Genomic DNA, 26,472 nt, shown 5'->3' with positions numbered 1-26,472 from the left:
GGGGCAGCTGATTTCTATTTGTGTCTTCATAACCTCAAATATATCATCTTGCTTCGGCTGTCACTCTCCTTTTATTTCCTCAGCATACTTTCTGACACACCACCCGCAATTTTATGGTTATGGGCGGTCGATGGTATTCGGCCAACGACATGGGATATATTAGGTACCTCAGTGGCACTGCTAGGTATGGCTATTATTATGTTTGCACCGCGCAATACATAGGCTGTACCTCAACAAAGCCCCTTCATTAAAATCACTTTAGGAGCATTGATTGGAAATCCTCCCAAGCCCAAGCTACCCTTAAACCAAACCCTTATAAAGAAAATAAAGCCCCACCACAAACAACAATACCGAAAAGCACTTTTTTAACAGTGGCGGTGAGAGCATATGCGCGACTTTTGCCCCAACTTTAGCGGTAAAAAAGCTCATACTCGCAATGCCCAAAAAGGCATAAATATGCACAAAGCCAATGGTGTTGGGTACATCAACTTGCTGCTGCATACCAAAGAACATAAAGCCGAGCGCACCAGCAATGGCAATCGGCAAGCCACACGCCGCCGACGTGCCCACCGCTTTTTGCATGACCACATTATAACGGGTGAGATACGGCACCGTTAAGCTACCGCCGCCAATACCAAAAATGGCCGAAGCCACACCGATAACGCCACCTGCTGCGAGTTGCTTGGGTTTAGACGGTAGTACTACAGGCGCATGACTCGTATCATTCACATCTGTGCGTCTTTTACCAGCGGTAAACATTCTATAAGCCACCCACAGCAAAAACACCCCGACGATAAGCTGTAAAAGCACGCCCGAGAGCAAACCTGCAATCCCAGCGCCCAAAAAGCAGCCGATTGCTAGCCCTGGTGCGAGGTTTTTAAAGACCGGCCACATGACGCCGCCCTTTTTATTGTGTGCCATTAATGAGCTGATCGAGGTGACGATGATGGTCGCAAGCGACGTCCCCAAAGCCAGATGCATGATGGTATCGGCATCGTAACCCATTTGGGTAAAGACGATAAATAACAGCGGTACGATAATGGTGCCACCGCCCACGCCAAACAGTCCGGCTGCAAATCCTGCTAGTGCACCTATGACTAAAAAAATGAGTAATTCCACGGGATAGCGTCTTCTTAGTTAATGATTGATGAGGGAGCTCTGATGGTCAGATCAATATAAAAGAGAGGCATTAATCAAGCTCTCATTTACCAAGCTCTCATTTATAAAGTCTCGACTTGACCGACGTAATGATAAGCGCGGTTAAAATATACCAAACTTTCATCAAGGCTGCCATCAGTGTTGCCTTGTGGCTTAGAGGGTTTGATGGCGACCACTCGGCACATAAACACACTATGCGTGCCCACTTGCTGAATGTCCTCAATCTCGCAGTCAAAGCTAACCAAGGCATCTGCCAATATAGGTGCGCCCGTGCTTAGCTCCGTCCAAGTACCATATCCAAACCGATCTGTGGAGCAGAGCTTGGAGGCAAAGACATTAGATATGGGTTCATGCTGAGCGCCAAGCACATTGACGCTCAAGACTTTATTATCGACAAAATGCGCATGTGAGCGTGCGGCTTGATTCATACACACCAGCAGTGTCGGCGGCGTATCGGTGACGCTACATACCGCTGAAGCAGTAAACCCATGTATGCCAGAAGGGCCATTTGTGGTAATCACATTGACCGCCGTGGGCAATAACGCCATGGCATCTCTAAAATCAGTGGCTTCAATCATGTTTTTAATCATTGCTACAATCCTGAGAAACGTTAAATCTATAAATACCTTTTTAACTGAGGCCACTCATAAGCTGAAACAAGCCAGAACTTGTTAAGTTTTGCTAAATGCTCAATTCTTGCCGCACGATTGCCGCACCAGCACTCAGCGCCTGTAGTTTGCCACGTGCCACCTCACGAGACAACGGCGCCATACCGCAGTTGGTCGAGGGATACAGCTTTTCCGCATCGACGAACTGTAAAGCCTTGCGTAGCGTATCGGCTACCTCCTCAGGAGTTTCAATGTCATTAGTAGCCACGTCGATTGCACCAACCATCACCTTTTTACCGCGAATCAATTCAATCAAATCCATGGGCACATGCGAGTTTTGACATTCAAGCGACACGATATCGATGGCAGATTGCTGGAGCTTTGGAAACGCTTGCTCATATTGACGCCACTCTGATCCCAGCGTTTTTTTCCAGTCGTTGTTGGCCTTGATGCCATAACCGTAGCAAATATGCACCGCTGTCTCACATTGAAGACCTTCGATAGCACGCTCTAAAGTGGCAATGCCCCAGTCGTTGACATCATCGAAAAAGACGTTAAATGCTGGCTCATCGAACTGAATAATATCCACGCCAGCCGCTTCTAACTCTTTGGCCTCTTGATTGAGAATTTTAGCAAACTCCCACGCCAGTTTTTCACGGCTCTTGTAGTGACCATCATACAGCGTGTCGATCATGGTCATCGGGCCGGGCAGCGCCCATTTGATCGGCTGATCGGTCTGCGCACGTAAGAACTTCGCATCGTCGACAAACACAGGCTGCGGGCGGCTCACTGCGCCCACCACTGAGGGCACACTGGCTTCATAGCGATCACGGATTTTGACCGTCTCACGACTTTCAAAATCGACGCCGTCCAAATGCTCAATAAAGGTGGTGACAAAATGCTGGCGGGTCTGCTCACCATCACTGACGATGTCGATGCCTGCTTGTCGCTGCTCTTGTAGTGATACCCGTAGTGCGTCTTGTTTGGCCTCTATCAGCTCATCACCTTGTAACTTCCAAGGTGACCATAGTTTTTCAGGCTCTGCCAGCCAAGAAGGCTTTGGCAAGCTGCCAGCGGTTGAGGTCGGTAATAATAGTGTCATCTTGATTCGTCTCTTATATTTTGTTCTTCAATAGTCGCCACTAAATAAAGTGGCTACAGTGGGTTTTGATAAGAGACTGAAATGAGTTTTTTGCAGCCTCTGTCAGCGTAGACACAGCACGCAAGACAAACTCATTTCAATCTCTCTATATTTTTACATTGGAGCGGATATATATTTTGAGCTATTAAGCCGCACGTTTTTTAGCCGCATCTTTTTGGGCAGTCTCACTGGTCACGACATAATTGGCTGCCCACTCGTCGAGAATGGCTTGATACGGTTGGATAAATGCCTCTTGGGTAAACTTACCTTGCTTTACCGCAAGCTCACTGCGCTCCTCACGGTCATATTCAATCTGTGTGAGTGAGTAGTCTTGATAGTTTAAACTTGGCTGAAACACCTGACCTGCTGCCGAGTTGGCATTATAAATCTCAGGGCGATAAATCTTTTGAAAGGTCTCCATTGTCGCAATGGCGCTGATCAACTCAAGATCGCTGTAATCACTGAGTAAGTCCCCAGCAAAATAAAACGCTAACGGTGCCACACTGCCTTTAGGCATAAAGTAACGCACGGTCAAACCCATCTTAAAAAAGTAATCATCGGTGAGTGAGTAGTCGTCTTGTCTGTATTCGACCCCCAATACAGGGTGCTGATTACCCGTGCGATAATAAGTTTTGCTGGTCGAAACGCTTAGACAGATCACAGGTTTTTTATGAAACTGTGCTTGGTAAGCTTCTGAGTGCAATAAGTCTTGAAACAGCTTGCCATGCAAGTCACCAAAACTCTCTTCGGGCGGCGTGCCGGGGTTTTGTTCAAAATGCGCAGGCAGTACCACGCTAAAGTCATAATCACGCACATACGAAGAAAAACTGTTGCCAATCATCCCATCGATGCAGGTATTGTCTTTATGATCAGTGATGGTGGTCTTTAGTGTTTCAATGATGGGAAAAGTATCGCCATTACCTTCGATATCTAAGTCGGCCGAGACGATATCTACTGCGATAGAGTAACGATCAGCGTTTGGGTTGTCCCAATGTGCCAGTGCATTGAAGCGATTGTTTATCATAGTGAGCGTCTTGCGCAAGTTAGTTTGGCGCTGCTCACCACGAGCCAAATTGGCAAAGTTGGTCGTCAGACGGGTACTGTCTGCCGGCTGATAGTTTTCATCAAAACGAATGCTTGAGATGGAATACGTAAATGGTTTACTCATGATAATCCGCTACCTTTGTTTCTAATATCAACTCAATGTCTATATGAGATGCATCATACCCAAAGTAAATCATGAATAAAAACGATACTATTTAAACATAAGATGAATTAAATTCAGGTCATAGCAGTTATTTTATTTATGTAGATAATGCTTATATCACGTATTTTCATCGGTAGCCGACTGCGGCTTGCCACTAGGCGTCAGCCACTTAGCAAACCAGGCTGACACATCATCCATCAAAGTATAAACCACAGGAATCACCACCAAGCTGAGCAAAGTAGAGGTCACAAGCCCGCCAAGTACCGCCGCTGCCATCGGCCGACGGAAGGTGGGATCGGCATCACCCCAGCCAAATATCAATGGCAGCATGCCCGCCCCCATCGCAATACTCGTCATAATAATAGGACGTGCCCGCTTACGGCACGCATCAAGAATCGCAGCAAAGCGCTCTAGACCTCGACGCTGAGCGATTAGAGCATAGTCCACCAGCAGGATAGAGTTTTTGGTAGCGATACCCATCAGCATGATAAAGCCAATCATAGAAGGCATGGAGAGACTGCTTTTGGTCATCACCAAACCCACAAAAGCGCCCCCTATCGAGAGCGGCAGCGCCATCAAAATCGTAAAGGGCTGCAACAAACGGCCAAACAGTAAAATCAACACACCCAAAATACAAACGATACCGACTGACATAGCGATGACAAAACCGCTAAACAGCTCAGCCATGTTTTCTGCCTGCCCTTGGTCGATCACTGTCACCGAGGTCGGTAAGTTTTGCATTGATGGAATAGCCTTGACCGCCTGTACTAAATCGCCAAGCTCACCGTCTTCTGGTTGCACAGTGATACCTATTGCGCGCTCACGATCCAAGCGACTGATCTGAGCGGGCCCTGTCCCAAAGCTCAAGTCAGCCACTTCACCGACACGTACGCCTTGCCCTGTCGGGTGCGTACTAGGAACGTATAGCCCCTCTAACTGATTGATATTTTGCTTGGCAACATCGGGCAGACGTACGACTATCGGGATTTGTCTGGTGTCTAAGTTCAGCTTAGACAAACGCTGCTCATAATCGCCGACAGTGGCAATGCGTAAGGTGGTGGCGATGTCTTGGGTGGTGACACCTTTGTCTGCCATAGCCAAACGATCCGGCATGACCGTCAGCTCCTGCCGAGGTAAGCTGCGATCACTGGTGACCGCACCGACACCAGGCAGTGCTCGTATCTCAGACATCATCTGCTGCGCATTCTGCTCCAGCACTTCTGGACTGGTACTGGTCAAGGATAAGTTGTAGCCCGTTTCGCCACCAAGTGCCAAGCCGACCGTAAAGCGAGCGCCAGGTATTTCTGCCACTATCGCACTGATACGCCTTTCTATCTCTTGCTTAGAAGTACGCTCAGCTCGTGGCACTAAGACGATATCTAGGCTACCGATATTTTTTGCCATATTGCCACTACCACTCGTATTGGGCCCCATGGCTGCTTGTGCTTGCCCAACGGTCATAAAAGTGCTCTTGACTTCTGGCAAGGCTGAAATACGCGCATCCGTCAAAGCCAGCACCCGTTCGGTGTCCTCAAGCGCCACATCAGGAGTCAGCTCTACTGCTACCCTCGTCTGATCGATGTCATCGTCAGGAATAAAAGCGGTTGGCAACAGCTTTACCAAGGTTAATGATGCTATAAACAAGGCGATCGTGGCTGTCATCGTCAACGTGCGGTGCTGCAGTGTCCACGATACGACGTTCAGATACCACGTCATAACCCTGCTTTGTTTTTCTACTCGTTTTTTTTCAGGACGCAAAACATAAGCGGCCATCATCGGGGTGATCAGACGTGCTACCATCAATGAAGCAAATATTGCCATAGCAGCTGTCCATCCGAACTGACGAAAGAACTGACCGACGATACCACCCATAAAAGCAGTGGGCAAAAATACTGCAATCAAAGTAAAAGTAGTGGCGACCACTGCCAAACCAATCTCTTCTGCTGCCTCCATCGCTGCTTCATAAGGTGTTTTTCCCATGCGCAAGTGACGCATGATATTTTCAACCTCAACGATAGCATCATCGACCAGCACCCCTATCACCAACGACAACGCCAAAAGCGAGATGATATTGAGGCTAAAATCAAACAGATACATGCCCAAAAACGTAGGGATAATTGACAATGGCAACGCTACCGCCGTCACGATGGTGGCGCGAATATTGCGCAAAAACAAAAACACCACGACCACGGCCAAAATACCGCCCTCGATCAGCATACGCAATGACGCTTGGTAGTCTTCTTTTATGGGCGTGGCTCTATCATAAGCTTTATTAATGGTGACATTTCCCATGTCCGCACTCAATTGTGCAAGCGCCTCATCGATGCGTGCCATGACCTCTACCTCACTGGCACCACGTGAGCGGGTGATATCAAAAGCCACGACCGTTTGTCCATCTAGCTTAGCGACAGAGCTTCGATCAGCAGCGCCATCTGTCACTTCGGCCATACGTCCTAGTGCCTGCGTGCCTCCAGTGGGTACTGCAATCTGTAGCTCGTTTAGTTCATTGGCACGTTCGACCGCACCCAACACCCGAATAGTCTGTGTGGTTTTACCAACTTCAGCCTCGCCGCCTGAGCTGTCTTGTTGAATGCCTGCTATTTGCTGTGACAGCTGCACGATAGAAAACTGTAAACCACTTAGGGCGATGGGGTCAGCTGCGACAGTAATCTCACGATCGAGACCACCGACACGGCTAATAGAACCCACACCTTGAATATCAGATAAACGCTTGGTAATAGTGTCATCGACGAACCAGGAAAGGTCTTCTACACTCATATTGTCCGCTGCCACAGTATAAGTAACGATTGGAAACCCTGAGGTAGATACTTTGGTAATAATAGGCTCATTGGCTGCTGCTGGCAGGTCACCACGCACCTCTCCAACCGCTGAGCGCACATCATCGACTGCTTCTTGAATGTCTTTATCGAGTATGAATTCCGTCGAAATAGTCGCAACGCCTGTCTGTAAGCTGCTACGAATATGTTTGATACCATCGATACTGGTGAGCTGGTTTTCAATTTTTTTTGCGACGTCATTTTCAAGTTGAGCGGGAGCTGCGCCTGGCAGCGTCACAGTCACTACCACAGCAGGCAGATCAATATCTGGAAACTGCTGTACCTTCATTTGTAAAAAGCCGTACACCCCGCCCATCGTCAACAATACAAACAATAAGATTGCGACCAATGGGTTTCTAATTGAATAAGACGACGCATTAAAGTTCATGATGCTACCTGCGATGTGTCGGTTGCTGTGGTGGTACTTTCATTCAGTCCATCGACAATACGCACCAAATCGCCATCATTTAAAAAGCTACCGCCTTGCTTGACCAGTCTACTATCAGCAGGTAGCGGCTCAGTCAGCACCACGCTATCACCGATACGCTCTCCCAACGTCACACGTTGCTGCTGAATACGACCTAGCTTTTGCTCTTCTCTGGTCGTACGTATCTGAGTGACCATCATCACATAATCATAGCCATCGTTACTGACGATAGTGCTATTGGGTACGGTTTGCATACTATCACTACCGAGCAAAAACTCACCTGTTTGATACATGCCAGCACGCACCGCTGGATTGGCCGCCAGACTGGCATAGATGGTGATTTGCCGATTATTATCTGCAGTGGGAGCAATACGTCTCACTTGACCCATCACTGACTGGCCTCTTGGCAGACTGACTTTTACTGGCGTCCCTATGCTGATATCACCGATGAGTTTGGGATCCATATCAGCACGCCATTCTAAAACCCCATTTTTTATGATTGTAAATAACGGCTCACCGCCTGCGACCATGCCGACCTCTACTCGCTTTTCACTAATAACCCCCTTAACTGGCGCCGTAACTTTGGCATTGTTTAAGGTCAAGCGTTGATTATTCAAGCGTGCTTTTGCGGCTTGTAGAGAGGCTCTGGCACGAACCTCAGAAGTACGATAACGATCGGCTTCTTGCTGACTGATGGCATCGATATCAAGCAGCGGCAGTATTCGTGCTGCATCAGCACTGGCATTGGCCAGTGTGGCTTCGGCCTCGGCAACATCAGCTTCGGCCTGCAACACCTGCTGCGCCATCGCATCGGTATCAAATATCGCCAATACCTGTCCTGCTGCGACCTGATCGCCCTCCTCCACCAAGACCCGCTCAACCGCCACACCACTGACCTTGGCACTGACATTAGCAGTATCTTTGGCACTAATGGCACCATCGGCACTCAAAGTATTACCGATAGTGTCTTGGCTTGGCTGTACCGTCTCAACTGACAATACAGCTTGTTCGCCAGCCGTCACATCCATCACGGCATTATCACCCTTGGCACTTGCAGGTGTTGTTTGACTCTCAGCATCTGTACCGCCCCAAAACCGTCCTAAAAGCACGCCGATGACGAGTACTGCTATCAATACAGGAAGTAACCACATCGGCAGCTTTGACGAGAGGCTAGAATGCTGCTTGGCCTGTTGAGAGGGTGGCAGCTCAGACTCGTTGATCGATTCTGGCTTGGCGGGCTTTGGCGTTGGTTTATGGTTAGGGTCAGAAAGATCGCTCATAGTCTGTCTCTATAAATAGGTGCATTAGATGCTGTAATAAAAACTTATGTCATTATTGTTTTTAGTATTTTATAGTATCGCAACTGGGGGTCAATCATTAGACGTGTTACTGTCAGTCTACAATCAGTCTGTCTTCACCTATAAGCCGCCCTAGTAGGTTAATAATCAGATTGACAGTCATGCGCTCGTACTAGCTGCTGCATCTGGTTAAGCGCTTTCATCAGGTATTGATGCGCTTCGCTGGTTTTTTGCTGGCTCCACACCACAGTGCCCTTACCTCAGGCTCAAGCCCAGTTGTTTTTTAGGCATTGGTATAACGGCTGGCCTCTGGCATCCAGCGATGTATCAACTGACTAACATCAGCCTTACGACTAGGATCTGAGATCAAATGTTTGGCCAAGCGCTGAGCAATGGCAAACAATTGCTCATCACGAATCAAATCCGCCAGATAGTACCCGATATTACCGGTTTGGCGTTTGCCCAGTAATTCACCAGGTCCCCGTAGCTCTAAGTCTTTTTGGGCAATAACAAAGCCATCGGTACTGTCACGCAGCACATTTAGCCGTTCAGTCCCTGTCTCTGATAAGGGCTTTTGATACAGCAGCACACAAAAGCTCTTAGTCGAACCACGCCCCACCCGGCCGCGCAGCTGATGCAACTGCGACAGCCCCAAACGCTCAGCATTTTCGATGACCATCAGGGAGGCATTAGGCACATCGACGCCGACTTCGATGACAGTAGTGGCAATCAACAAATCAAGGTTACCTGCCTTAAACTCTTGCATGATGGCTTGTTTGTCAGCAGACTTCATCTTGCCATGGACGAGACCAATACGAAGGTTCAAACGTTCATTTAAGTCCTCAAAAGTCGCTTCTGCCGCTTGCGCATCGAGCACACTTGACTCTTCTACCAAGGAGCAAACCCAATACGCTTGCCGCCCTGCTTCACAATTAATCGCAATGCGCTCAATAACTTCATCACGGCGATTACGATCAATGGTCACAGTCGTAATTGGCGTGCGCCCAGGTGGCAGCTCATCAATGATAGAGGTGTCCATATCACCATAGACACTCATCGCCAGTGTACGTGGTATCGGGGTTGCCGTCATAATCAACTGGTGCGGTGTGCTACCTGCCACACCTTTATTGGTCAAAGCCATGCGCTGCTCAACACCGAAACGATGCTGCTCATCAATAATGACCAAGCCCAGTTTGGCAAACTGCACTTGCTCCTGAAACAGCGCATGCGTACCAACCACCACTTGCACCTTGTTTTCACTCACAGCTTCTAGTGCCTCACGGCGCTGCTTTGCCGTTTGCTTACCCGCCAGCCAACCAACTTCGATACCTAAGGGTTCAAACCATTGTTTAAAATTAAGCAGATGCTGCTCAGCCAAGATCTCAGTCGGTGCCATAACCGCCACTTGCCAGCCGCTATCAAGCGCATAGCCCGCTGCTCCCGCTGCTACCAACGTTTTTCCTGCGCCGACATCGCCTTGTACCAGTCGCAGCATCGGAACAGAAGTCGCCATATCAGCAGTGATGTCTCTCATCACACGTTGTTGTGCCCCTGTTAGCTCAAAGGGCAATGCGGCAAATAGCTGATCCGCCAGTGAGCTTTGAGTGGCACATTTGGGCGCTTTATACTGATGTAGCTGCTGACGACGATAAAGCAAGCTGAGCTGATGCGCTGTCAGCTCTTCAATGATAAGACGCTGGCAGGCGGCGTGCGTGCGTGCACTCAACTGAGTCAATAGCTTGTATTGTTGACCTGTATCAGTATAGGTGGGCGGAGTATGCAGTAGTACTAAGGCTTCAAATATCGTGAGACTATAGACATTATCATGAGCCCTGTTATGGGCACTACTAGCGACCAAAGCACTCTTATTACTGACATCGTTGCTGACATTATAGACAGTGGCACTGGCTTTATTGACTCTGCTAGCGACAGTGTCGATATTATTATCAGGCACACTACGAGCTAAGGTTGAGAATATATCTTCCGCATAGCTGTCCTCTGTGGCTAATGACTGTGTGGGCTCAAAAGGTGCTAGGGGTAAGTCTGCCACAACCACAAAATCATCAGGCATAAACAAGGTCATGGGCAATCCTTGACTGCGCACCGTTTGTAGCGCAAGCTTAATCAGGGTGCGTAGCTTGTTTTGGTGCAATCCTTTGACAGTAGGATAAATAGGCTGTAGGCCTGCATTGGTCATGACGGTATTATCAGTAATGATCTGATACTCAGGATGATGCATCTGCTTACCGTAACGGCTTATTTTTACCTCGCCAAACAGTTGCAACTGTGTGCCCACACTCATGGTTTGTGCAAGACCTCGATAGACCTTAAAAAAACGCAAAGATATCGTACCTGTACCATCATCCACGATCACTGTCATACCACTACGCTTGGTATCGACATGTACCACACGCCCAGTGATTAATGCTGCTTGGCCATGACTGACATCGGCTATCGATACCAGTCGACTTCGGTCTTCATAATCACGGGGCAGATGCAGCAACAAATCAAATATCCGCTCGATGTGCAACTGCGCCAACTGTGCAGCGACCTTTGTCCCAACACCTGCCAGCGCCGTCACTGGCATATCGAGCGCCGAGACTGCACCCTGTGTTTGTGCAGAGTTGATAGCATGATGAGATGACGGCTGAGTAGATATAGGCATCAAAGATCCTAACAGTATTATTTGTTTTGTGTATGACAAAAGCCAGTATTATCATCACACTATAACCTACTGGCTAATGTCATTATAACTGACAACGCTGCTCATTATCTTCAGCATTTGGTAAGACTGCTGCTTGGCGCAATCAAGTGCTTTAATCATGCTGACGTCGCTCCACAAGCAAAGGAAGTTTATACCAGTAGTACACCATAAAGACTGGACCCTGTTTACTGCAAGCCCACTATTACAATATAACTTTTAGTGTTTCCATAAAAAAAGCACCACAATCATCAACTGCAGTGCTTTTCTATCATCTAAATATCAAATACCAACGTTATTTTACTTTTGCACGGTATTTAACCACCACAGTATCATTCAGACCAACACCTTCTACATCCCAGCGTACTGCTTTGTAATGCTCAAGACCCACTTCTTGCAACTGGTTATCGACTCGAGTACGTAATGGCATACGCGAAAAAGTATTGCCATCCACACTACCATATGGAAAATCAGGTGCGACGGTGCGCAGCAGCTCAACTTGCTCTGGAATAGTCAGGGTTACCGTCATTTTGCGTACCCGATCTGGGTTGGTATTGGTAAAAAACCCTTGATACTCTAGGATATTGCCTGACTGTAAGCGGGTCTTGTCAGTGACAGGTACTAATAGCTCTTGCCCGTTGGCATCGACACTGATTAAAGAGGCCGTAATCTTAGTATTAATGGCTTGAGCACTTGAGTTGCTGCTCTCTGCCGACTGAGCAGTAGCGGTATTATCGAGCGCCGGTTCTGGCGTCGGTAACATCGCTGATGCTTGAGTCACTGCCATCGCTCCGATAAGCGTACCGGCAACGATGTGAAACAAACGATGACCGGCCCAAGCGGTAAACGGGTTGGCTAACTGGTTGCTTTTTTTCATGGTATTCATTATTCCTAATTGATATATCGATGCTGGTCAAATTACGATTTCAAAAACAAAAGACACGCCTTTAGTGAGAGCTTAAGACTAAGAGCCATCATAACGCTGTTTGCCATTAAGACAATAGCACTTAGCATAGCAAAAAGCTTTTGGAGGTACACTCATCCCGTGTTTAGGTTGTGTATATATAGATTTCTATAAACTGGCGTGATATCGCTAAAATAAAAGATAGCCCATCTCAGTGTTTTTTGCTATGGTAAATCCTGAGCGATAAGCTTTATTGATTTCCTTTCTTTTATTATTCTGACGACTATTATTGCCCCTACTATGACTACTAGCGCCATGCCACAGATCAACCCCGAATACGTCCACTGGTTCCGTAACTCAGCGCCCTACATCAACACGCATCGCGGCAAGACTTTCGTGATTATGTTTGGCGGTGAGGCGGTCAATCACCCAAACTTTAATACCCTTATCCATGACTTTGCACTTTTGCACAGTTTGGGGATCAAGCTGGTACTGGTGCACGGGGCTCGTCCACAGATCGAAAAGAACCTCGAAGAAATCGGTGTCACGTCACCCTTACATAAAGACATCCGTGTCACCCCGCGCAAGGCGATGCCGTCTATCTTACAAGCTGTCGGTGCCATTCGCTTACAGATTGAAGCGCAGCTGTCGATGGGGCTGGCCAACTCCCCTATGTATGGCTCACGCATTGATGCCGTCTCTGGCAACTTTGTGACCGCACGGCCTTATGGTATCCGTGACGGCGTTGACTATCAGATGACTGGTGAAGTGCGCTCTATCGATGTTGACGCTATTAAAAACAACTTACTCCATGATCATATTGTGATCTTAGGCTCAATGGGTTATTCAGCGACTGGTGAAGTTTTTAACTTGTTAGGTGAGGACGTTGCTTTGAGTGCAGCGGTAGCACTTAATGCAGACAAGCTCATCTTGTTAGGTGAAGAGGCAGGCATCAACGATGGGGAGCGCTTACTGCGAGAAATGATTCCAAATGAAGTCGATCGTTTCTTACGTGACCGTGATCTAAACAGTGAGATTAATTACTTTTTACACTGTGCTAGCAATGCTTGTCGTCAAGGCGTTCATCGCACTCATATCATCTCGTATGCCAAAAGCGGCGCCCTACTAGAAGAGCTGTTTACTCGTGATGGTTCTGGGACTTTGATCAGTCATGACCCTTATGAAGAAATTCGTCATGCAAATATTGATGATGTGGTGGGTCTGACAAAGCTGCTCGCTCCGCTTGAAGAGCAAGGTATCTTGGTGGCACGTTCACGTGAGCGCTTAGAGCAAGAAATTGACAACTATAGTGTCATTGAGCGGGATGGTATGATTTTAGGCTGTGCGGCGCTGTATCCCTTAGATGACGACTCAGCAGAAGTCGCTTGTGTCGCCGTACATCCTGAATATCGCAACGGTAGCCGGGGCAATGATTTACTTGCTTTCTTAGAGCAGCAAGCCCGTAGTCATGGGCTTGATAAGCTTTTTGTCTTGACGACTCGGACTGCGCACTGGTTTGTTGAGCATGGCTTTGCTGAAGTAGACGCTAGCGCTCTACCTAAATCACGTCAAGTACAATACGATAACAGCCGCAATTCAAAAGTTTTTCAAAAAACCCTTTAAAACTACTTTAAAACCAAAGTCTGCTAAAGACCTTATTAAAACAGACATCGTCTAAAAAAGCCCTCAGCTGAAGAACTGAGGGCTTTTTCATGATCTCTTACTAACTGTTAATACGTGTTATCTTACTGCCAGCTTTACTTCACTGATAATAGCTCAACAGTAAAAATCAGAGTACTGTTTGGCTCAATACCTGCATTACCTGCTTCGCCATATGCGATATCTGCAGGAATATAAAATTCGTATTTGCCGCCCTCTTTCATCAACTGTAAACCTTCAGTCCAGCCAGCGATCACTTGATTCAATGGGAACTCGATGGGCTCACCACGCTCATAAGAGCTGTCAAATACCGTACCATCGATGAGTTTACCTTCGTAATTGACTTCAACGATGTCAGTCGCCTTAGGTGATTTACCAGTACCCGCTTCGATGACTTTGTATTGTAAGCCTGAATCCGTGACTTGCACACCTTCTTTTTTAGCGTTTTTTGCTAAGAAGGCCTCACCTGCCGCTTTGTTTTCTTCCGCTTTGTTTTGCATGTCTTGGACGAACTTTTCTTCTTGCTCTTTTTGGTACGTCATAAGCACTTCTTCCATCTGCTCTTGAGTCAATGCAGAATCATTGCCTTCATAGCCATCACGGAAGCCTTGCTCAAACATATCAAGATCCAAGTCTTGTACGGCATCTTTATTCCCTTCTGCCATCATATAGCCCAAGCTGTAGCCAACTTTCTCTGTTGCTGAGCTTTGCTCGGTTACCGATACGCTTTTTACAGCGCTTTCTTGGTTACCATTATTGGTACTACAGCCTGTCACTAACAACATAGCACTTGCCAGCGCACTGATGGTTAAGGTGTTGATTTTTTTCATAGAGTACTCTCAAGTTAAAAAGTAATTGCGATTTTAGTGGTTTGATTCGCCTGTCATCATAACAAATACTGGTTTTAGGAGCCACGATTACAAAATAATTTATCGGTAGAGTGTACATTCTTTGTTACTATTTATCTCTAAAATAACAACTTATCACACAATTATAGTCTCAAGTTAAGCTTTCTATCTTTAACTACACTGGTATATCAGTTAAGCTAAATCGTTAAATGTAATTAGTCACTGACAAATTGTTAAGCGTAAGTCTTTGTTTAGCGAATAAATTTAGCATTTATATATTAACAATAAGTCATTACTGACCACATAAACAGAATATTGCAATTACAACAACATTATTTTTAAATAGTCATGTGTATGCTTTTTTGAGAACGCAACATCTCTCATCATTGTCGCTATAGTTGTCACATGATACTCAGAGGAGGATAAGATGAATCCAATGTTTGCATCTTTTAATGGTTATCTCGGTGGGCCAATCGGCTCCATCATCGGGGCCATTTTGATTTTCGTGATCGGCTGGTTGGTTGCGCTTGGTATTGCCGCACTGGTGCGTAACTTATTGGCTAAGGTCAATCTTAATCAACGAATGAGCTCATCAACGGGCAAAAGCTACGATCTAGAAGGTATCATATCTAAAGTCATCTTCTGGTTTATTTTCATCATCGCCATCTCAGGCGCGCTCACCCAATTAAACTTAAACTCCATATCAGCACCATTTGCTAATATGGTAAATCAAGTATTGGCATTTATTCCTAACCTCATCGGTGCTATCGCTGTTGGTATCATTGGTTGGGTTGTAGCTACTGTAGCTCGTACTGCACTTAATACAGCACTATCAAAGACCACAATGGATGAACGCTTGAGTGCGCAAGCAGGTGTCAAGCCTATGAGCAATACCATTGCTGATATGGTTTATTGGTTCATTTTACTGGTTGTATTGACTATGGTTCTAGGTCAATTAGAGCTTGATGGTCTGTTTGCACCACTGAGCAATATGGTTGATAAAATATTTAGCTTTGTACCTAATATTCTTATTGCTGGTGTGGTCTTTATTGTCGGTTATATCATTGCCAAAGTGGTACGCGGCATCGTAACCAATCTCGTCTCTACTTTTAATGTACAAGCACTGGCTACAAAAGCGGGTGTGAGTGAAGAAAACAGCTTACCTAATATCGCAGGCTCATTGGCGTTTTTAGTGGTTATTATTCCAACCACCATCGCTGCATTAAACGCCCTAAAAATTGATGTTATTGCTCGTCCAGCGACCAACATGCTGAATAAAATCATGGAAGCCTTGCCAAATATCTTTATGGCAGCAGCTATCCTGATCGTGACATTCTATGTGGTACGTATGGTTGCGAATATCATCAAAGGTTTGATTGAAAACACTGAAGTCAATCAATTACCTGCCAAGGTTGGCTTACAAGAAACCATGGGAGACAAGCAAATCTCTGATTTGGTTGGTTATGCCATTGTCTTCTTTGCGATGCTGTTTGCCGCCATTGCAGCTGCAGATCTACTAGGTTTTGAACCCATTTCTGCCATTATTACCATGTTCATCGCCTTTGGTGCCAATATTATCTTAGGCGCAATCATTCTATTCATCGGTTTTTGGCTTGCCAATATCATTGCCGGTGTCGTCGAGCGCTCTGAAAAAGGCTCACAGTTTTTAGCGAACATCGTACGTGTTTTAATCATGGGCTTAGTACTAGCGATGGGTCTAAAAGCGATGGGTATCGCCGACTCTATTGTGAACTTGGCGTTTGGTCTAACATTGGGTGCGGTAGCGGTTGCCTTTGCCTTGTCATTCGGTCTTGGTGGTCAAGAAGCAGCAGCACGTTTCTTACGCAAGATGCAAGATAAGATGGACAAAGAGCAAGAAGAAGCAAAATCTGCACTTCAGACCAACTCGTCAACTCAAGACAAAGTTGCTGATGCCGTTCGTGACAACACGCCGTCAGCTGCTACAACGGTCACTGACACTCATACCGATGTCGTCGATACGACTGGCGTTAATACCGACAGTATCAATACCTCTGATATTGATAATGATGCCAGCAGCAATGCGAAGAGCACCGGTAGTAATAACGTGACTGACGGTAGCATCACTGATAAAGACATCGACAACAATAACTTACTGCCTGGTAGCGGTCTAAATGACGATATCAACAATAAGTAAATCCTGACATAACCAAGTATGTCGATCTTATAATCCTTTCATTCAAAAAAGACAGCTTAGGCTGTCTTTTTTTATGGTTTGTTTGATTTGCGTGCAGGGATCGATAGATTCAGGCGCACTTGCGGCAATGGTTTTGTTTGACCTGCGCTTATTGTACCTGATCGTATTTGATGGGCATCTTTAGCATTTGCAGTTGCTGCATTTTGTTGCTGCAGCTGCTGTACCTGCTTGGTGAGTTGACGCTCACGTTGGGTCATTGGCACCACTGGCTGAATCCACAGGTCGATATCAATAAATTGCGCTTGCGCTTCATCAATAAAATCTACGCCTAAAATCACGACATGATGTAACTCAGCTATCGGTAACCGAGTGGCCACATCGTGTGCAATTTTTGCCAGATTGGGTTGTATCAGGGCTTTACTTTGCTGACCATCAACAGCTTTTCCGTAAAATATCAACACATAATGCCGCCCGAGACTTTCATAGGAGTGCTGATGTACCACATAACCACTCTCTTTCATGGCTTTCGTTTGTTTAGGATACAGGTACAAAGTACGAACCAGCTCATGGCGTGAAAATAGCGACTCATCTAGCAGTTGTTGCTGCCACTGACACGAGCGTATTTCGCTATCTTTTGTCTTTGTTTGCATCGACTTGTTGGCAGCCAGATCAATCATTTGTGTACTGAGCTGCGACCATAATATAGCAGCCTGCTGACGGTGCTCATGATACAGTTGTGTGGTCGCATTTTTGTGCTTTTGCGCCAAGCTCATGGTAACGAGAGCAGGATTGGGTTGATCCTGAACACCGTATTTAATTAAGGCATTGTCTACAGTTATCGCCTGTGACAACAAAACCGTTTCATATAAAAACTGTTTTATCAGCGCTTCTTCCGTATCAAACTGAGGCACGCCTGTCTTAAGTGACTGCTGCAGCTTTGATAAGTGATAGCGCAAAAACCGCCAAATATCGCCAGGCGTTTGCAGCATAGCTATGATGCTTTGCCAATCTTGCCAACTGAATATCTGGAGCATTTGTGTATCGTCAAAATCCGATACCCACTCTTGTCTAACATAACCGGCCCCAAAGCTATGTGGCCAAGGGACCTTCTGGGCATGGTCCTCATTGCTATCGACGATATCATGAGGAATGCGACTGTGATTCGTATCTAAGCTGCCTGTTATCTGAATATCCAAAACGAGCACAGTGGCGGTGCTGGTATTATGACTTTTAATGCCTTGAGTAAAGCACTCATACCAACTTTGTGCAGCCTTGACGACAGCAGCTTGAGTTGCCTCTATGGCCTCAATCTTCATATGCGTTGGCAGGTATACCACAACCTTCAATAATCGCAAGTTGCCTAATGGCAGTGCATAAAAATGCTGCCGACAAGTATGTGCCATATCTAAATCTAAAGGTTTAGATGAATCAAGCTCTGGTGTATCCGCTTGCAAGTAACAAGCTAGGGCATCATGAGAGCGTTTAAAATCAGATAACGTCATATCAGGACCGGACACCATATCTCTCTTTACTGGTTAAAACCAAGTCACTATTGGTTCGTGTACATATTATTCAAACTAAAAAGTACAACACTTATCGTAGCGGCTGTATAGCACATCGCTTTCCTATCGCTTTCAGGGCTTTGACTTGTTATGATAAAAGGAAGAGACCTAAGCATGGTCTAAGCGATATCAATATCAACAATTCGAAACAATCCTGACCACCATGCTGATTGGACTTCATTTCTATAATACTTATAACCTTATGATAGCAAGGATTGAATGTCATGAAACGTTTTAATGATAAAGCCGTACTTATTACGGGTGCAGATTCAGATATTGGGCGCACAGCTGCTCTTAGATTCGCCAAAGAAGGGGCCAACTGTATACTCGTCGGTATCAATCATGACATTTTAGAGTATATTTATGAAGACCTGCCGCAGGACACGACTTGGATCAATACCGGCAACCATATGACGGTCACCAGTGATGTTAATGAGCCAGTTCAAATTGCCAAGCTCATAGAACACGTCCTCCAAAAGTACGAACGGATTGATGTAATGGTAAACATTGACACCGAAGTTGGCATTCACAAATCAGTGATTCCAGAGCTGATTAAGACTGCAGGTAATATCGTCAATGTCTCAACGCTCACTGACATACCAAGTGATTGGAATATCGACATTTACAACGCAGAGCAAGACAGCTTATCTGCCATCACCAAAGCCTTGGCTTTAGAAAACGCCTCAAAAGGTGTGCGTATTAATGCCGTCACTGCTGGCTTAGTCACGACCGATGACAGCCCCAACCCATTCGTCTCTCACTGTCCCTTAGGTAAGACCGCAACCCCCGTCAATGTCACAGATGCTGTGACGTTTTTGGCCAGTGATGATGCGGCAATGATCACTGGCGTCAGCCTACCTGTCGATGGTGGTGTTAGCGCTTTAAGGAAGTAGCAAGTAGCTGAATTTGAGCCTTATCAGTTAAAAATACAAAAACCCCCTAACAGCTTAATGTTAGGGGGGTATTATCATAAGCATGACGCCCACTGTATTTATTTTGCCAGACTAATCATGCACATCTTTTAGATTATTGATATCTTGTAGAGGCTGCGACAGACGCTCAGGATGTCTGGGTACCACATCTCGATATTGAGCATATATTTTTGGTAGATCAACGTCAATATCGCCACTCGGATATACCGGTGACAAAAATCGAATTTCCTTAGTTTTATAATCCATGGCCACAGGCAGTATCGGCACACCAGCACCAACCGCTAAATAATAAAAGCCCGTTTTCCATTTTTTAGTGTGCTCCCGTGTCCCTTCTGGTGAGAGTCCCAAAAATAAAGGCTTACCTGTTTTAAACTTATCGATACTGGCTTGCAGCACTGAGCCTTTATTGCCTCTATCTATAGGAATAACACCTACCCAGCGTAGCAACTGAGCAAATACAGGCCGCTTAAATAAGGTGTGTTTGCCCATGATACTGATCTTTAGATCCAGTGCAAACAGACTAGGAATCGCATAAATCCCGTCGACATTAGAAGTGTGAGGCAGCGCCAACACTACTGCTTGTGAGATATTTGGAATCTCACCTACTGTACGCCAGCCAGACGCTTTGAGTAAGGCGGATGCAATCTTGGACGCAAGCTTGCTGCCACGTCTTGGTACCAAATCACCGATGTCCTTTTTCTTCAGCTTAGGTAGTTGGGAAGATGCTCTAACAGAGCGTGTTGTCTTGGATGTCATAACGGCACCGCTTTCTAAAGTAAGAGATTATTATCATACCACTAACCCAGCTCGACCAGACTCAATTTTGCAGCGTGCTAGGACACAGTCTATACAGAGATATCGGCTAAGTTGCCCTTATTCTCAAGCCAAGACTTGCGATCAGACGCGCGTTTTTTGGCCAACAACATATCCATGACGCCATTCGTCAAGGTCATATCATCCATATCTAACTGTATCAGACGACGAGTATCACGGTTCATAGTGGTTTCACGCAGTTGCTCAGCACTCATCTCACCCAACCCTTTAAACCGTGTGATTTGAGGTTTTTTATTACCGGGTACATTGGCCAAGATATGTTCAAGTTCTGCCTCATCTAGTGCATAGTGTACCGCTTTGCCCACGTCCACTCGGTATAGTGGCGGCATTGCGACAAACAAATGCCCAGCATCAACCAGTGCTGGAAAGTGTTTGACAAACAACGCACAAATCAGCGTCGCAATATGCAAGCCATCAGAGTCGGCATCGGCGAGGATACATATTTTGTCATAACGCAGCTCGGATAAATCATCCGAAGCAGGATCGACACCAATAGCGATGGCGATATCATGAATCTCTTGGCTCGACAGCACCGTATCTGATGACACTTCCCATGTATTTAGAATCTTACCACGCAGCGGCAATATCGCTTGATAATGTCGATCGCGCGCTTGCTTAGCGGAGCCGCCCGCTGAGTCCCCTTCTACTAAGAATAGCTCGGCGCCATCACGCAGATCACCTCGGCAGTCGGCCAGTTTTCCCGGTAGTGCAGGCCCTTGGGTGATTTTTTTGCGCGCCACTTTTTTCGCAGACTTTAGGCGACGACCAGCCTTATTTATGGCCAGCTCTGCAATCTGAGTACCCATATCGGCGTGTTGGTTTAGCCACAAACTAAAAGCATCTTTTGCCAAAGTCTGAACCGCTCCAGCAGCTTCACGACTGGATAGACGTTCTTTGGTCTGGCCCGAAAACTGCGGCTCTGAAAATTTAAGGGACAAGATATAATTGACCCCATCCCAGACGTCTTCCGCTGTCAGTTTCACATTTCGTGGTAGCAGATTATGAATATCACAAAACTCACGCAGCGCCTCCAAGATGCCAGTGCGCAAGCCATTAACGTGTGTGCCGCCTTGCGCTGTCGGAATCAGGTTCACATAGCTTTCTTGAGTCGGTGTGCCACCTTCAGGTAACCACGACAGAGCAAAAGTAACGCCTGCACGTTCGCCCGCTTTGGCATCATGATGATAATAAAACGGTGCTGATGGCAACGTCTCCAGCCCATCTAGCTGTTCACTAAGGTACTCCACCACCCCATCGGTAAACTGCCAAACGACTTTTTCGTTATGAATATCATCGACGAATTCAATGATCAGCCCTGCCGCTAGGACGGCTTTGGCTTTTAGATTGTGCTTAAGCTGTTTGATGTTGAATTTGGGCGTATCAAAAAAACTGCCATCCGCCCAAAAACGCACCCGAGTACCACGTTTTCGTTTATTGGAACTGACAGACTCCGTCAGCGGCGTCACTGGGGCGCCATTTTCAAACGCCATGTCAAACTGGGTACCATCACGCCACACAGTGACTTCAATGCGTGTGGACAGAGCGTTTACCACTGAAATGCCCACACCATGCAGACCGCCTGACACTTCATAGTTAGACGTTGAAAACTTACCACCAGCGTGCAAGCGAGTCAAAATCAGTTCAATACCTGACTGACCAAACTCAGGATGAATATCGGTCGGCATACCACGCCCATCATCTTCTACCGATAGCGAGCCATCATCATGTAACTTTACCTTTATCGTTTTAGCGTAACCGGCAAGCGCCTCATCGACGGAGTTGTCGATGACTTCTTGGGCCAAATGGTTGGGACGTGTGGTGTCAGTATACATCCCAGGACGACGACGTACTGGCTCTAGCCCTTCTAAAACTTCTAACGATTGCGCATTATATTGATTCACAAATGCATCCTTGAATATTGACGTACGATTATTTCTATACACCCATTATAACCAAAAACAGCAGCGTTAAGGTCAATACTCCGTTGCTCACGTCAGATAATGTCGTCTATTTTAGTTTTTCATTAACATTAAAATCACGACTGTAGCAGGTCTATCACCATCGGCAACTGGTCCTCAAAGTCACTAAACCTATGATCACCGCCAGCTTGCACAATGACAGTCGCACCTTGCTGCTTATAAAAACGCTTAGCACGATTAGCGTCCAACAGCTCGTCGCCCTCTTTAATCATCGCAGTCACTTTTTTAGGATAGTCGATGGTCGATAGCTGATGAGTGCCAAACCACTTGAGATCAGCCCTAGTAATATCCCAGCCTCCTGAAGTGGTGTACAGCACATCAGACTTATCTTGACCATTCACGCCTTGTTGCTCGAACCGCTGTAGAGTAAGGTGTGGCTGTGTGCTGGGATTTAATAATAACGCTGAACAGCCAGTCGCATTACTCACCAATGTCGAAAAGTAACCACCTAACGAGCTACCAACCAACACCGTTTTACAATCTTGATTACGCCCAGTCAGTGTCGTCACTAGATCAACTAAATCATCAAAGACCTGCTCAGGCGCTCGATTTAAATCAGGACGATGTACTGTCATATCAGGGTCATAATGCTGACAGTAACGTTCCAACAGTAGCCCTTTAATCGAGTTTGCGCTGCTGTCCAATCCATGTACATAAATGATATTCACCTATAATCTCACTTATTAATTTTGTTATGATTGCTATAATCAGACTATAACTGTTAAGCATAGCACCAGTTCAATAGGAGTCGTAATAATAATATGGCACATTATTAGTCATTAACAACGACATCATAGTACAACGGTGCTTGAGCAGTAACATTCAAGGAAGGACGATAGTAGCGATGGAGTCGCCATGATTCAGCAGTTTGAGCTGTTCGAGATTGCCAATCCATGCATTGGTGTCTGTCAAAGCAATAAAAAAGGCTACTGCTTTGGCTGCTTGCGTAGTCGTACAGAGCGTCAGCTATGGCACGAGATGACGACAGAGCAACGCCGTGAGGTACTACGACTGGTTAATGGACGCAGACAGCGTATCGAGCAGATGCGTCAGCGTAAAGGGCAGCAGTTAGACTTTGATTTTGAAGAAATTATTGAAACAGGCGAATTGTTTTAATTAGAAAATATAAATATTAAGTTAAATTTAATAATTAATTATACCAATACAGTTATCCTACACAACATTATTGAAGTTTATCCCCCTGACCTTAAATAGATAACTGAATATAGATAAAACTCAATGATTATTGACAGTTATCAAAAAAACAGGAGAGAATAATGAACAACACTGTAGCGAACAGCATAAAAGATACCGTTACCCAATCTCGCCAGATCGAGCAGCTTTTTGCGGGCGTAGATACCCAAGACGGCGCGGGTGTTAAGCTGACTCGCGTACTCACGCAGCAGCTGCAAAAACGCCTTGACCCTTACTTGATGTTAGATAACTTTAAAAGCGACAATCCAGATGATTATATCGCTGGGTTCCCCAATCATCCGCATCGTGGCTTTGAAACCATCACTTATATGATCACCGGCCGTATGCGCCACCGTGATAGTGCTGGTAACGAAGGGCTATTACAAAACGGCGGCGTACAGTGGATGACGGCGGCTAGCGGTGTCATTCATTCAGAATTGCCGGAACAAGAAGACGGCGCGATGGAAGGCTTCCAGCTTTGGCTCAATCTACCTGCCAAAGATAAAATGAATGACCCTTGGTATAAAGATTTCCAAAGTGAGGACTTGCCTAAATACACAACTGAAGATGGCGTAGACGTTACGGTAATCGCGGGTAGATCGCATGGCGTAGAAGGTGCAGTCACCCGCGACATTACTGAGCCGACGTATTTGGATATTCATCTACCCGCAGGGACTAGCTTTAGCCAAGCGATTCCAGCCGATCATAATGCGTTTGCCTTTGTATATCGCGGTACGGTAGACATTGAAGGCGAAATCGTACCGAGTAAAAACATGGCTATCTTGAAAAATGATGACAATACGGATGGCGTTACCATTACTGCTAATAGTAGTGAGGATACCAAAGTGATCTTAATCACTGGTCGCCCACTACGCGAGCCGATTGTGCAATACGGTCCCTTTGTGATGAACAGTCAGCAAGAAATCATGCAAGCCATCACTGACTTCCAAAGTGGTAAGTTTGGTGAAGGGGCTTAGTAGTTAGCTAAGTACTAGCCTAGTTTTTTAGATATCCTATTGAATATTAAAGCCCATATTAGTTAGCTAATATGGGCTTTTTTGTGGGAGAAGATTTTTGATTTGATTCCCTGTGCTCCCTTCATAAGGTTCTGGTCTAGTATTGTATGACGACTTAGCAGCGCTAAGAAGTATTCAAACTAATAGCAAAACGTTGGCAGCTTACTGAAAAGATATAGTGTAATGATTGTCATATTAGGTTTGATTTTAAATCCCTAATTGATTCTATTGCTTTTTTAAAGGAAATTAATAAATCAACTAACATTCAAAACATCACTGAACGTTGCACTTAGACCGCTATTCAAAGTTTTAAATTTGCTCATCAACTTTTGGTGACGCTATTACAACTAAATCTTCCATATCATTGTCTTTCAATAAACCATTCAACTTATCTTCACTAATAATATTCTTAGAACGAATAGCGCGAATTAATCTAGGATATTCATTACTATGAATAATTTGACTATTTTTGGACGCAACTTCAATAATATTTTCTACGTGTTCTGGTGAAAATTCAAAGACAAATACTATAGCTTCTTTTACCCAGCCATTGGCTGAGTAGTAATTATCTGAATGCCCATATATCTCAATCATTCTATCAATTATTCGACTATCTATATTGAACGGTATTATATTTACTAACTCTGACATTTTTGCTTTTTTAAGTCTTTCTTCTGCTGAAATCTTTACTGGTTCATAATTAAGCAAATACTCTAAATCATCAATGTGACTTTCAGGCAAATCTTTAACAAAGGCATTCAATTTAACTTGAACAAAATTTTCCAAATATGCCCAAGAGTCATTGTAACTATCCCCTAAACTAACACAGCTCAAACGTAGAATTTCTTATAAAATACCCATAAGGAGTTTTGATATGAGCAAACGAATGACTGAGACCCAAATCGTATCGATATTAAAAGAAGCAGAAGCTGGGATACCTGCTAAAGAGCTGTGTCGTAAATACGGGATTGCTAGCTCGACTTTCTATAAATGGCGTTCCAAGTATGGTGGTATGGAAGCCTCTGACGTCAAACGCTTAAAAGAGCTTGAAGAAGAAAACCGTAGACTCAAACAGATGTATGCTGATTTAAGCCTTAAAGCGCAAATGCAAGAAGATATCATAAAAAAGCTATAGCGCCTGTACCCGAGCGCAAAGTCTGGGCGCAAGAATTACAGGCGCAGTATGGTGTCAGTATTGCATTGAGCTGTCAGGTCGTGTGCATGAGTCGAACTGCTTACTACTATAAATCTAAACTATCTGATGATAGTGAGATTATCGATGTCTTAAACAAGCTTACTGACAAGCACAATCGTTGGGGTTTCCCAAAGTGTTTTAAGCGTATACGCAAGCTTGGCTATTCATGGAATCATAAGCGAGTACACCGTGTTTATACAGCGTTAAACTTAAACCTACGCCGTAAGTCTAAAAGACGGCTACCAACACGTAATCCCCAGCCGCTAAGTGTGCCAAACGCATTGGGTCATACTTGGTCTATGGACTTTATGAGCGATAAGCTGCACAACAATATTCGCTTTCGAACCTTTAATGTGATTGATGATTACAACCGTGAAGTATTAGGCATTGATATTGGTACCAGTATGCCTTCACTCCGAGTAATTCGCTACCTTGACCAGCTAGCCGAGTGGCATGGCTATCCTAAGCAAATTCGTGTGGATAACGGCAGTGAGTTTACATCCAGCATATTTACTGATTGGGCATCAGCTCATGGCATCTATATTGATTATATCGAGCCTGGCTGTCCTTATCAGAATGCTTATATTGAACGGTTTAATCGCAGTTACCGCAATGAGGTTTTGGATTGTTATTTATTCAATGATTTAAATGAAGTCAGTAAGCTTACTGAGGAATGGATCAAGGTTTATAACACTGAAAGACCCCATGATTCACTTAATGATATGACACCTGCTGAGTACAGGCAGGTGGCTTAATTATTCTACGATGATGTTGTGTTAAGAGTGGGGTATTTACA

Annotated in this window: 20 protein-coding genes and 1 pseudogene; 7 read left to right on the top strand and 14 right to left on the bottom strand. The window is 45.4% G+C overall.

Features of this window, described 5'->3' with window-relative positions:
- A pseudogene (locus J3492_RS13285) lies at positions 1-222 on the top strand (hypothetical protein); the annotation flags it as partial.
- A 78-nt stretch (positions 223-300) separates the two neighbouring features.
- Here J3492_RS13285 and J3492_RS12070 read toward each other — a convergent pair.
- The 8 genes from J3492_RS12070 to J3492_RS12035 all read right to left on the bottom strand — a co-directional run bounded on the left by J3492_RS12070 (position 301) and on the right by J3492_RS12035 (position 12,254).
- A complete protein-coding gene (locus tag J3492_RS12070; protein ID WP_207992302.1) occupies positions 301-1,119 on the bottom strand; it encodes a TSUP family transporter in 819 nt (272 codons plus the stop codon).
- A gap of 101 nt (positions 1,120-1,220) precedes the next feature.
- Positions 1,221-1,736: a flavin reductase gene (locus J3492_RS12065; RefSeq protein WP_207992303.1), complete on the bottom strand. Its 516-nt coding sequence runs from the start codon at positions 1,734-1,736 to the stop codon at positions 1,221-1,223.
- Positions 1,737-1,839: 103 nt separating this feature from the next.
- Positions 1,840-2,868, bottom strand: a complete 1,029-nt coding sequence (locus J3492_RS12060; protein ID WP_207992301.1) for a methionine synthase — start codon at positions 2,866-2,868, stop codon at positions 1,840-1,842.
- Positions 2,869-3,052: 184 nt separating this feature from the next.
- Positions 3,053-4,075, bottom strand: coding sequence for a DUF1852 domain-containing protein (locus J3492_RS12055; protein WP_207992300.1), 1,023 nt, complete (start codon positions 4,073-4,075; stop codon positions 3,053-3,055).
- 156 nt (positions 4,076-4,231) lie between these two features.
- Positions 4,232-7,339 (bottom strand): efflux RND transporter permease subunit, encoded by a 3,108-nt coding sequence (locus J3492_RS12050; protein ID WP_207992299.1) that lies wholly within the window; start codon positions 7,337-7,339, stop codon positions 4,232-4,234.
- A complete protein-coding gene (locus J3492_RS12045; RefSeq protein WP_207992298.1) occupies positions 7,336-8,658 on the bottom strand; it encodes an efflux RND transporter periplasmic adaptor subunit in 1,323 nt (440 codons plus the stop codon). The genes J3492_RS12050 and J3492_RS12045 overlap by 4 nt, the downstream gene beginning before the upstream one ends.
- A 301-nt stretch (positions 8,659-8,959) precedes the next feature.
- Positions 8,960-11,341, bottom strand: a complete 2,382-nt coding sequence (gene recG, locus J3492_RS12040; protein WP_207992297.1) for an ATP-dependent DNA helicase RecG — start codon at positions 11,339-11,341, stop codon at positions 8,960-8,962.
- 331 nt (positions 11,342-11,672) lie between these two features.
- Positions 11,673-12,254 (bottom strand): hypothetical protein, encoded by a 582-nt coding sequence (locus J3492_RS12035; protein ID WP_207992296.1) that lies wholly within the window; start codon positions 12,252-12,254, stop codon positions 11,673-11,675.
- Between the two features lie 327 nt (positions 12,255-12,581).
- Between J3492_RS12035 and argA the strand changes: the two genes are divergently transcribed.
- Positions 12,582-13,904: an amino-acid N-acetyltransferase gene (argA, locus tag J3492_RS12030; RefSeq protein WP_207992295.1), complete on the top strand. Its 1,323-nt coding sequence runs from the start codon at positions 12,582-12,584 to the stop codon at positions 13,902-13,904.
- 134 nt (positions 13,905-14,038) lie between these two features.
- Here the strand turns inward: argA and bamJ are convergent, their stop codons facing one another.
- Entirely contained in the window at positions 14,039-14,770 is a 732-nt protein-coding gene (bamJ, locus tag J3492_RS12025) for a BamJ family beta-barrel-assembly machinery protein (RefSeq protein WP_207992294.1), read from the bottom strand.
- Between the two features lie 445 nt (positions 14,771-15,215).
- Between bamJ and J3492_RS12020 the strand changes: the two genes are divergently transcribed.
- A complete protein-coding gene (locus J3492_RS12020; RefSeq protein ID WP_207992293.1) occupies positions 15,216-16,964 on the top strand; it encodes a mechanosensitive ion channel in 1,749 nt (582 codons plus the stop codon).
- 71 nt (positions 16,965-17,035) lie between these two features.
- Here the strand turns inward: J3492_RS12020 and J3492_RS12015 are convergent, their stop codons facing one another.
- On the bottom strand, positions 17,036-18,466 hold the full coding sequence (locus tag J3492_RS12015) for a hypothetical protein (RefSeq protein ID WP_207992292.1): 1,431 nt from the start codon (positions 18,464-18,466) through the stop codon (positions 17,036-17,038).
- A 284-nt stretch (positions 18,467-18,750) separates the two neighbouring features.
- On the opposite strand from J3492_RS12015, the gene J3492_RS12010 reads away from it, so the two are divergent.
- Complete coding sequence (locus J3492_RS12010; protein WP_207992291.1) at positions 18,751-19,419, top strand: SDR family oxidoreductase; 669 nt, start codon at positions 18,751-18,753, stop codon at positions 19,417-19,419.
- Positions 19,420-19,530: 111 nt separating this feature from the next.
- On the opposite strand, the gene J3492_RS12005 is transcribed toward J3492_RS12010, so the two are convergent.
- The 3 genes from J3492_RS12005 to J3492_RS11995 all read right to left on the bottom strand — a co-directional run bounded on the left by J3492_RS12005 (position 19,531) and on the right by J3492_RS11995 (position 22,939).
- Positions 19,531-20,214 carry a lysophospholipid acyltransferase family protein gene (locus tag J3492_RS12005; RefSeq protein WP_207992290.1) on the bottom strand — a complete coding sequence of 228 codons (684 nt, stop codon included), beginning with the start codon at positions 20,212-20,214 and terminating at the stop codon, positions 19,531-19,533.
- A gap of 89 nt (positions 20,215-20,303) precedes the next feature.
- A complete protein-coding gene (gene parE / locus J3492_RS12000; protein WP_207992289.1) occupies positions 20,304-22,193 on the bottom strand; it encodes a DNA topoisomerase IV subunit B in 1,890 nt (629 codons plus the stop codon).
- A 134-nt stretch (positions 22,194-22,327) separates the two neighbouring features.
- Positions 22,328-22,939, bottom strand: coding sequence for a YqiA/YcfP family alpha/beta fold hydrolase (locus J3492_RS11995; protein WP_207992288.1), 612 nt, complete (start codon positions 22,937-22,939; stop codon positions 22,328-22,330).
- A 187-nt stretch (positions 22,940-23,126) separates the two neighbouring features.
- On the opposite strand from J3492_RS11995, the gene J3492_RS11990 reads away from it, so the two are divergent.
- Entirely contained in the window at positions 23,127-23,387 is a 261-nt protein-coding gene (locus tag J3492_RS11990) for a DUF1289 domain-containing protein (protein WP_207992287.1), read from the top strand.
- A gap of 161 nt (positions 23,388-23,548) precedes the next feature.
- A complete protein-coding gene (locus J3492_RS11985) occupies positions 23,549-24,442 on the top strand; it encodes a pirin family protein (RefSeq protein ID WP_207992286.1) in 894 nt (297 codons plus the stop codon).
- 348 nt (positions 24,443-24,790) lie between these two features.
- Here the strand turns inward: J3492_RS11985 and J3492_RS11980 are convergent, their stop codons facing one another.
- Complete coding sequence (locus J3492_RS11980; protein WP_207992285.1) at positions 24,791-25,315, bottom strand: hypothetical protein; 525 nt, start codon at positions 25,313-25,315, stop codon at positions 24,791-24,793.
- Positions 25,316-25,355: 40 nt separating this feature from the next.
- On the opposite strand from J3492_RS11980, the gene J3492_RS11975 reads away from it, so the two are divergent.
- A protein-coding gene (locus tag J3492_RS11975; RefSeq protein WP_424108382.1) for an IS3 family transposase occupies positions 25,356-26,431 on the top strand; the annotation gives its coding sequence in 2 pieces (ribosomal slippage) (positions 25,356-25,605 and positions 25,605-26,431; 1,077 coding nt in all).
- Positions 26,432-26,472: the final 41 nt, after the last annotated feature.

Origin of the sequence: Psychrobacter coccoides (genome assembly GCF_017498085.1) — a bacterium.
GTDB lineage: Bacteria > Pseudomonadota > Gammaproteobacteria > Pseudomonadales > Moraxellaceae > Psychrobacter > Psychrobacter coccoides.
This window is presented reverse-complemented; position numbering and strand designations above follow the sequence as displayed.

What these genes read in the sequence shown, in the direction of transcription:
- J3492_RS12065 (WP_207992303.1), bottom strand. Translation starts at nt 1,736, where the DNA reads ATGATTGAAGCCACTGATTTTAGAGATGCCATGGCGTTATTGCCCACG.
- J3492_RS12060 (WP_207992301.1), bottom strand. Translation starts at nt 2,868, where the DNA reads ATGACACTATTATTACCGACCTCAACCGCTGGCAGCTTGCCAAAGCCT.
- J3492_RS12055 (WP_207992300.1), bottom strand. Translation starts at nt 4,075, where the DNA reads ATGAGTAAACCATTTACGTATTCCATCTCAAGCATTCGTTTTGATGAA.
- J3492_RS12050 (WP_207992299.1), bottom strand. Translation starts at nt 7,339, where the DNA reads ATGAACTTTAATGCGTCGTCTTATTCAATTAGAAACCCATTGGTCGCA.
- J3492_RS12045 (WP_207992298.1), bottom strand. Translation starts at nt 8,658, where the DNA reads ATGAGCGATCTTTCTGACCCTAACCATAAACCAACGCCAAAGCCCGCC.
- recG (WP_207992297.1), bottom strand. Translation starts at nt 11,341, where the DNA reads ATGCCTATATCTACTCAGCCGTCATCTCATCATGCTATCAACTCTGCA.
- J3492_RS12035 (WP_207992296.1), bottom strand. Translation starts at nt 12,254, where the DNA reads ATGAAAAAAAGCAACCAGTTAGCCAACCCGTTTACCGCTTGGGCCGGT.
- argA (WP_207992295.1), top strand. Translation starts at nt 12,582, where the DNA reads ATGACTACTAGCGCCATGCCACAGATCAACCCCGAATACGTCCACTGG.
- bamJ (WP_207992294.1), bottom strand. Translation starts at nt 14,770, where the DNA reads ATGAAAAAAATCAACACCTTAACCATCAGTGCGCTGGCAAGTGCTATG.
- J3492_RS12020 (WP_207992293.1), top strand. Translation starts at nt 15,216, where the DNA reads ATGAATCCAATGTTTGCATCTTTTAATGGTTATCTCGGTGGGCCAATC.
- J3492_RS12015 (WP_207992292.1), bottom strand. Translation starts at nt 18,466, where the DNA reads ATGACGTTATCTGATTTTAAACGCTCTCATGATGCCCTAGCTTGTTAC.
- J3492_RS12010 (WP_207992291.1), top strand. Translation starts at nt 18,751, where the DNA reads ATGAAACGTTTTAATGATAAAGCCGTACTTATTACGGGTGCAGATTCA.
- J3492_RS12005 (WP_207992290.1), bottom strand. Translation starts at nt 20,214, where the DNA reads ATGACATCCAAGACAACACGCTCTGTTAGAGCATCTTCCCAACTACCT.
- J3492_RS11990 (WP_207992287.1), top strand. Translation starts at nt 23,127, where the DNA reads ATGATTCAGCAGTTTGAGCTGTTCGAGATTGCCAATCCATGCATTGGT.
- J3492_RS11985 (WP_207992286.1), top strand. Translation starts at nt 23,549, where the DNA reads ATGAACAACACTGTAGCGAACAGCATAAAAGATACCGTTACCCAATCT.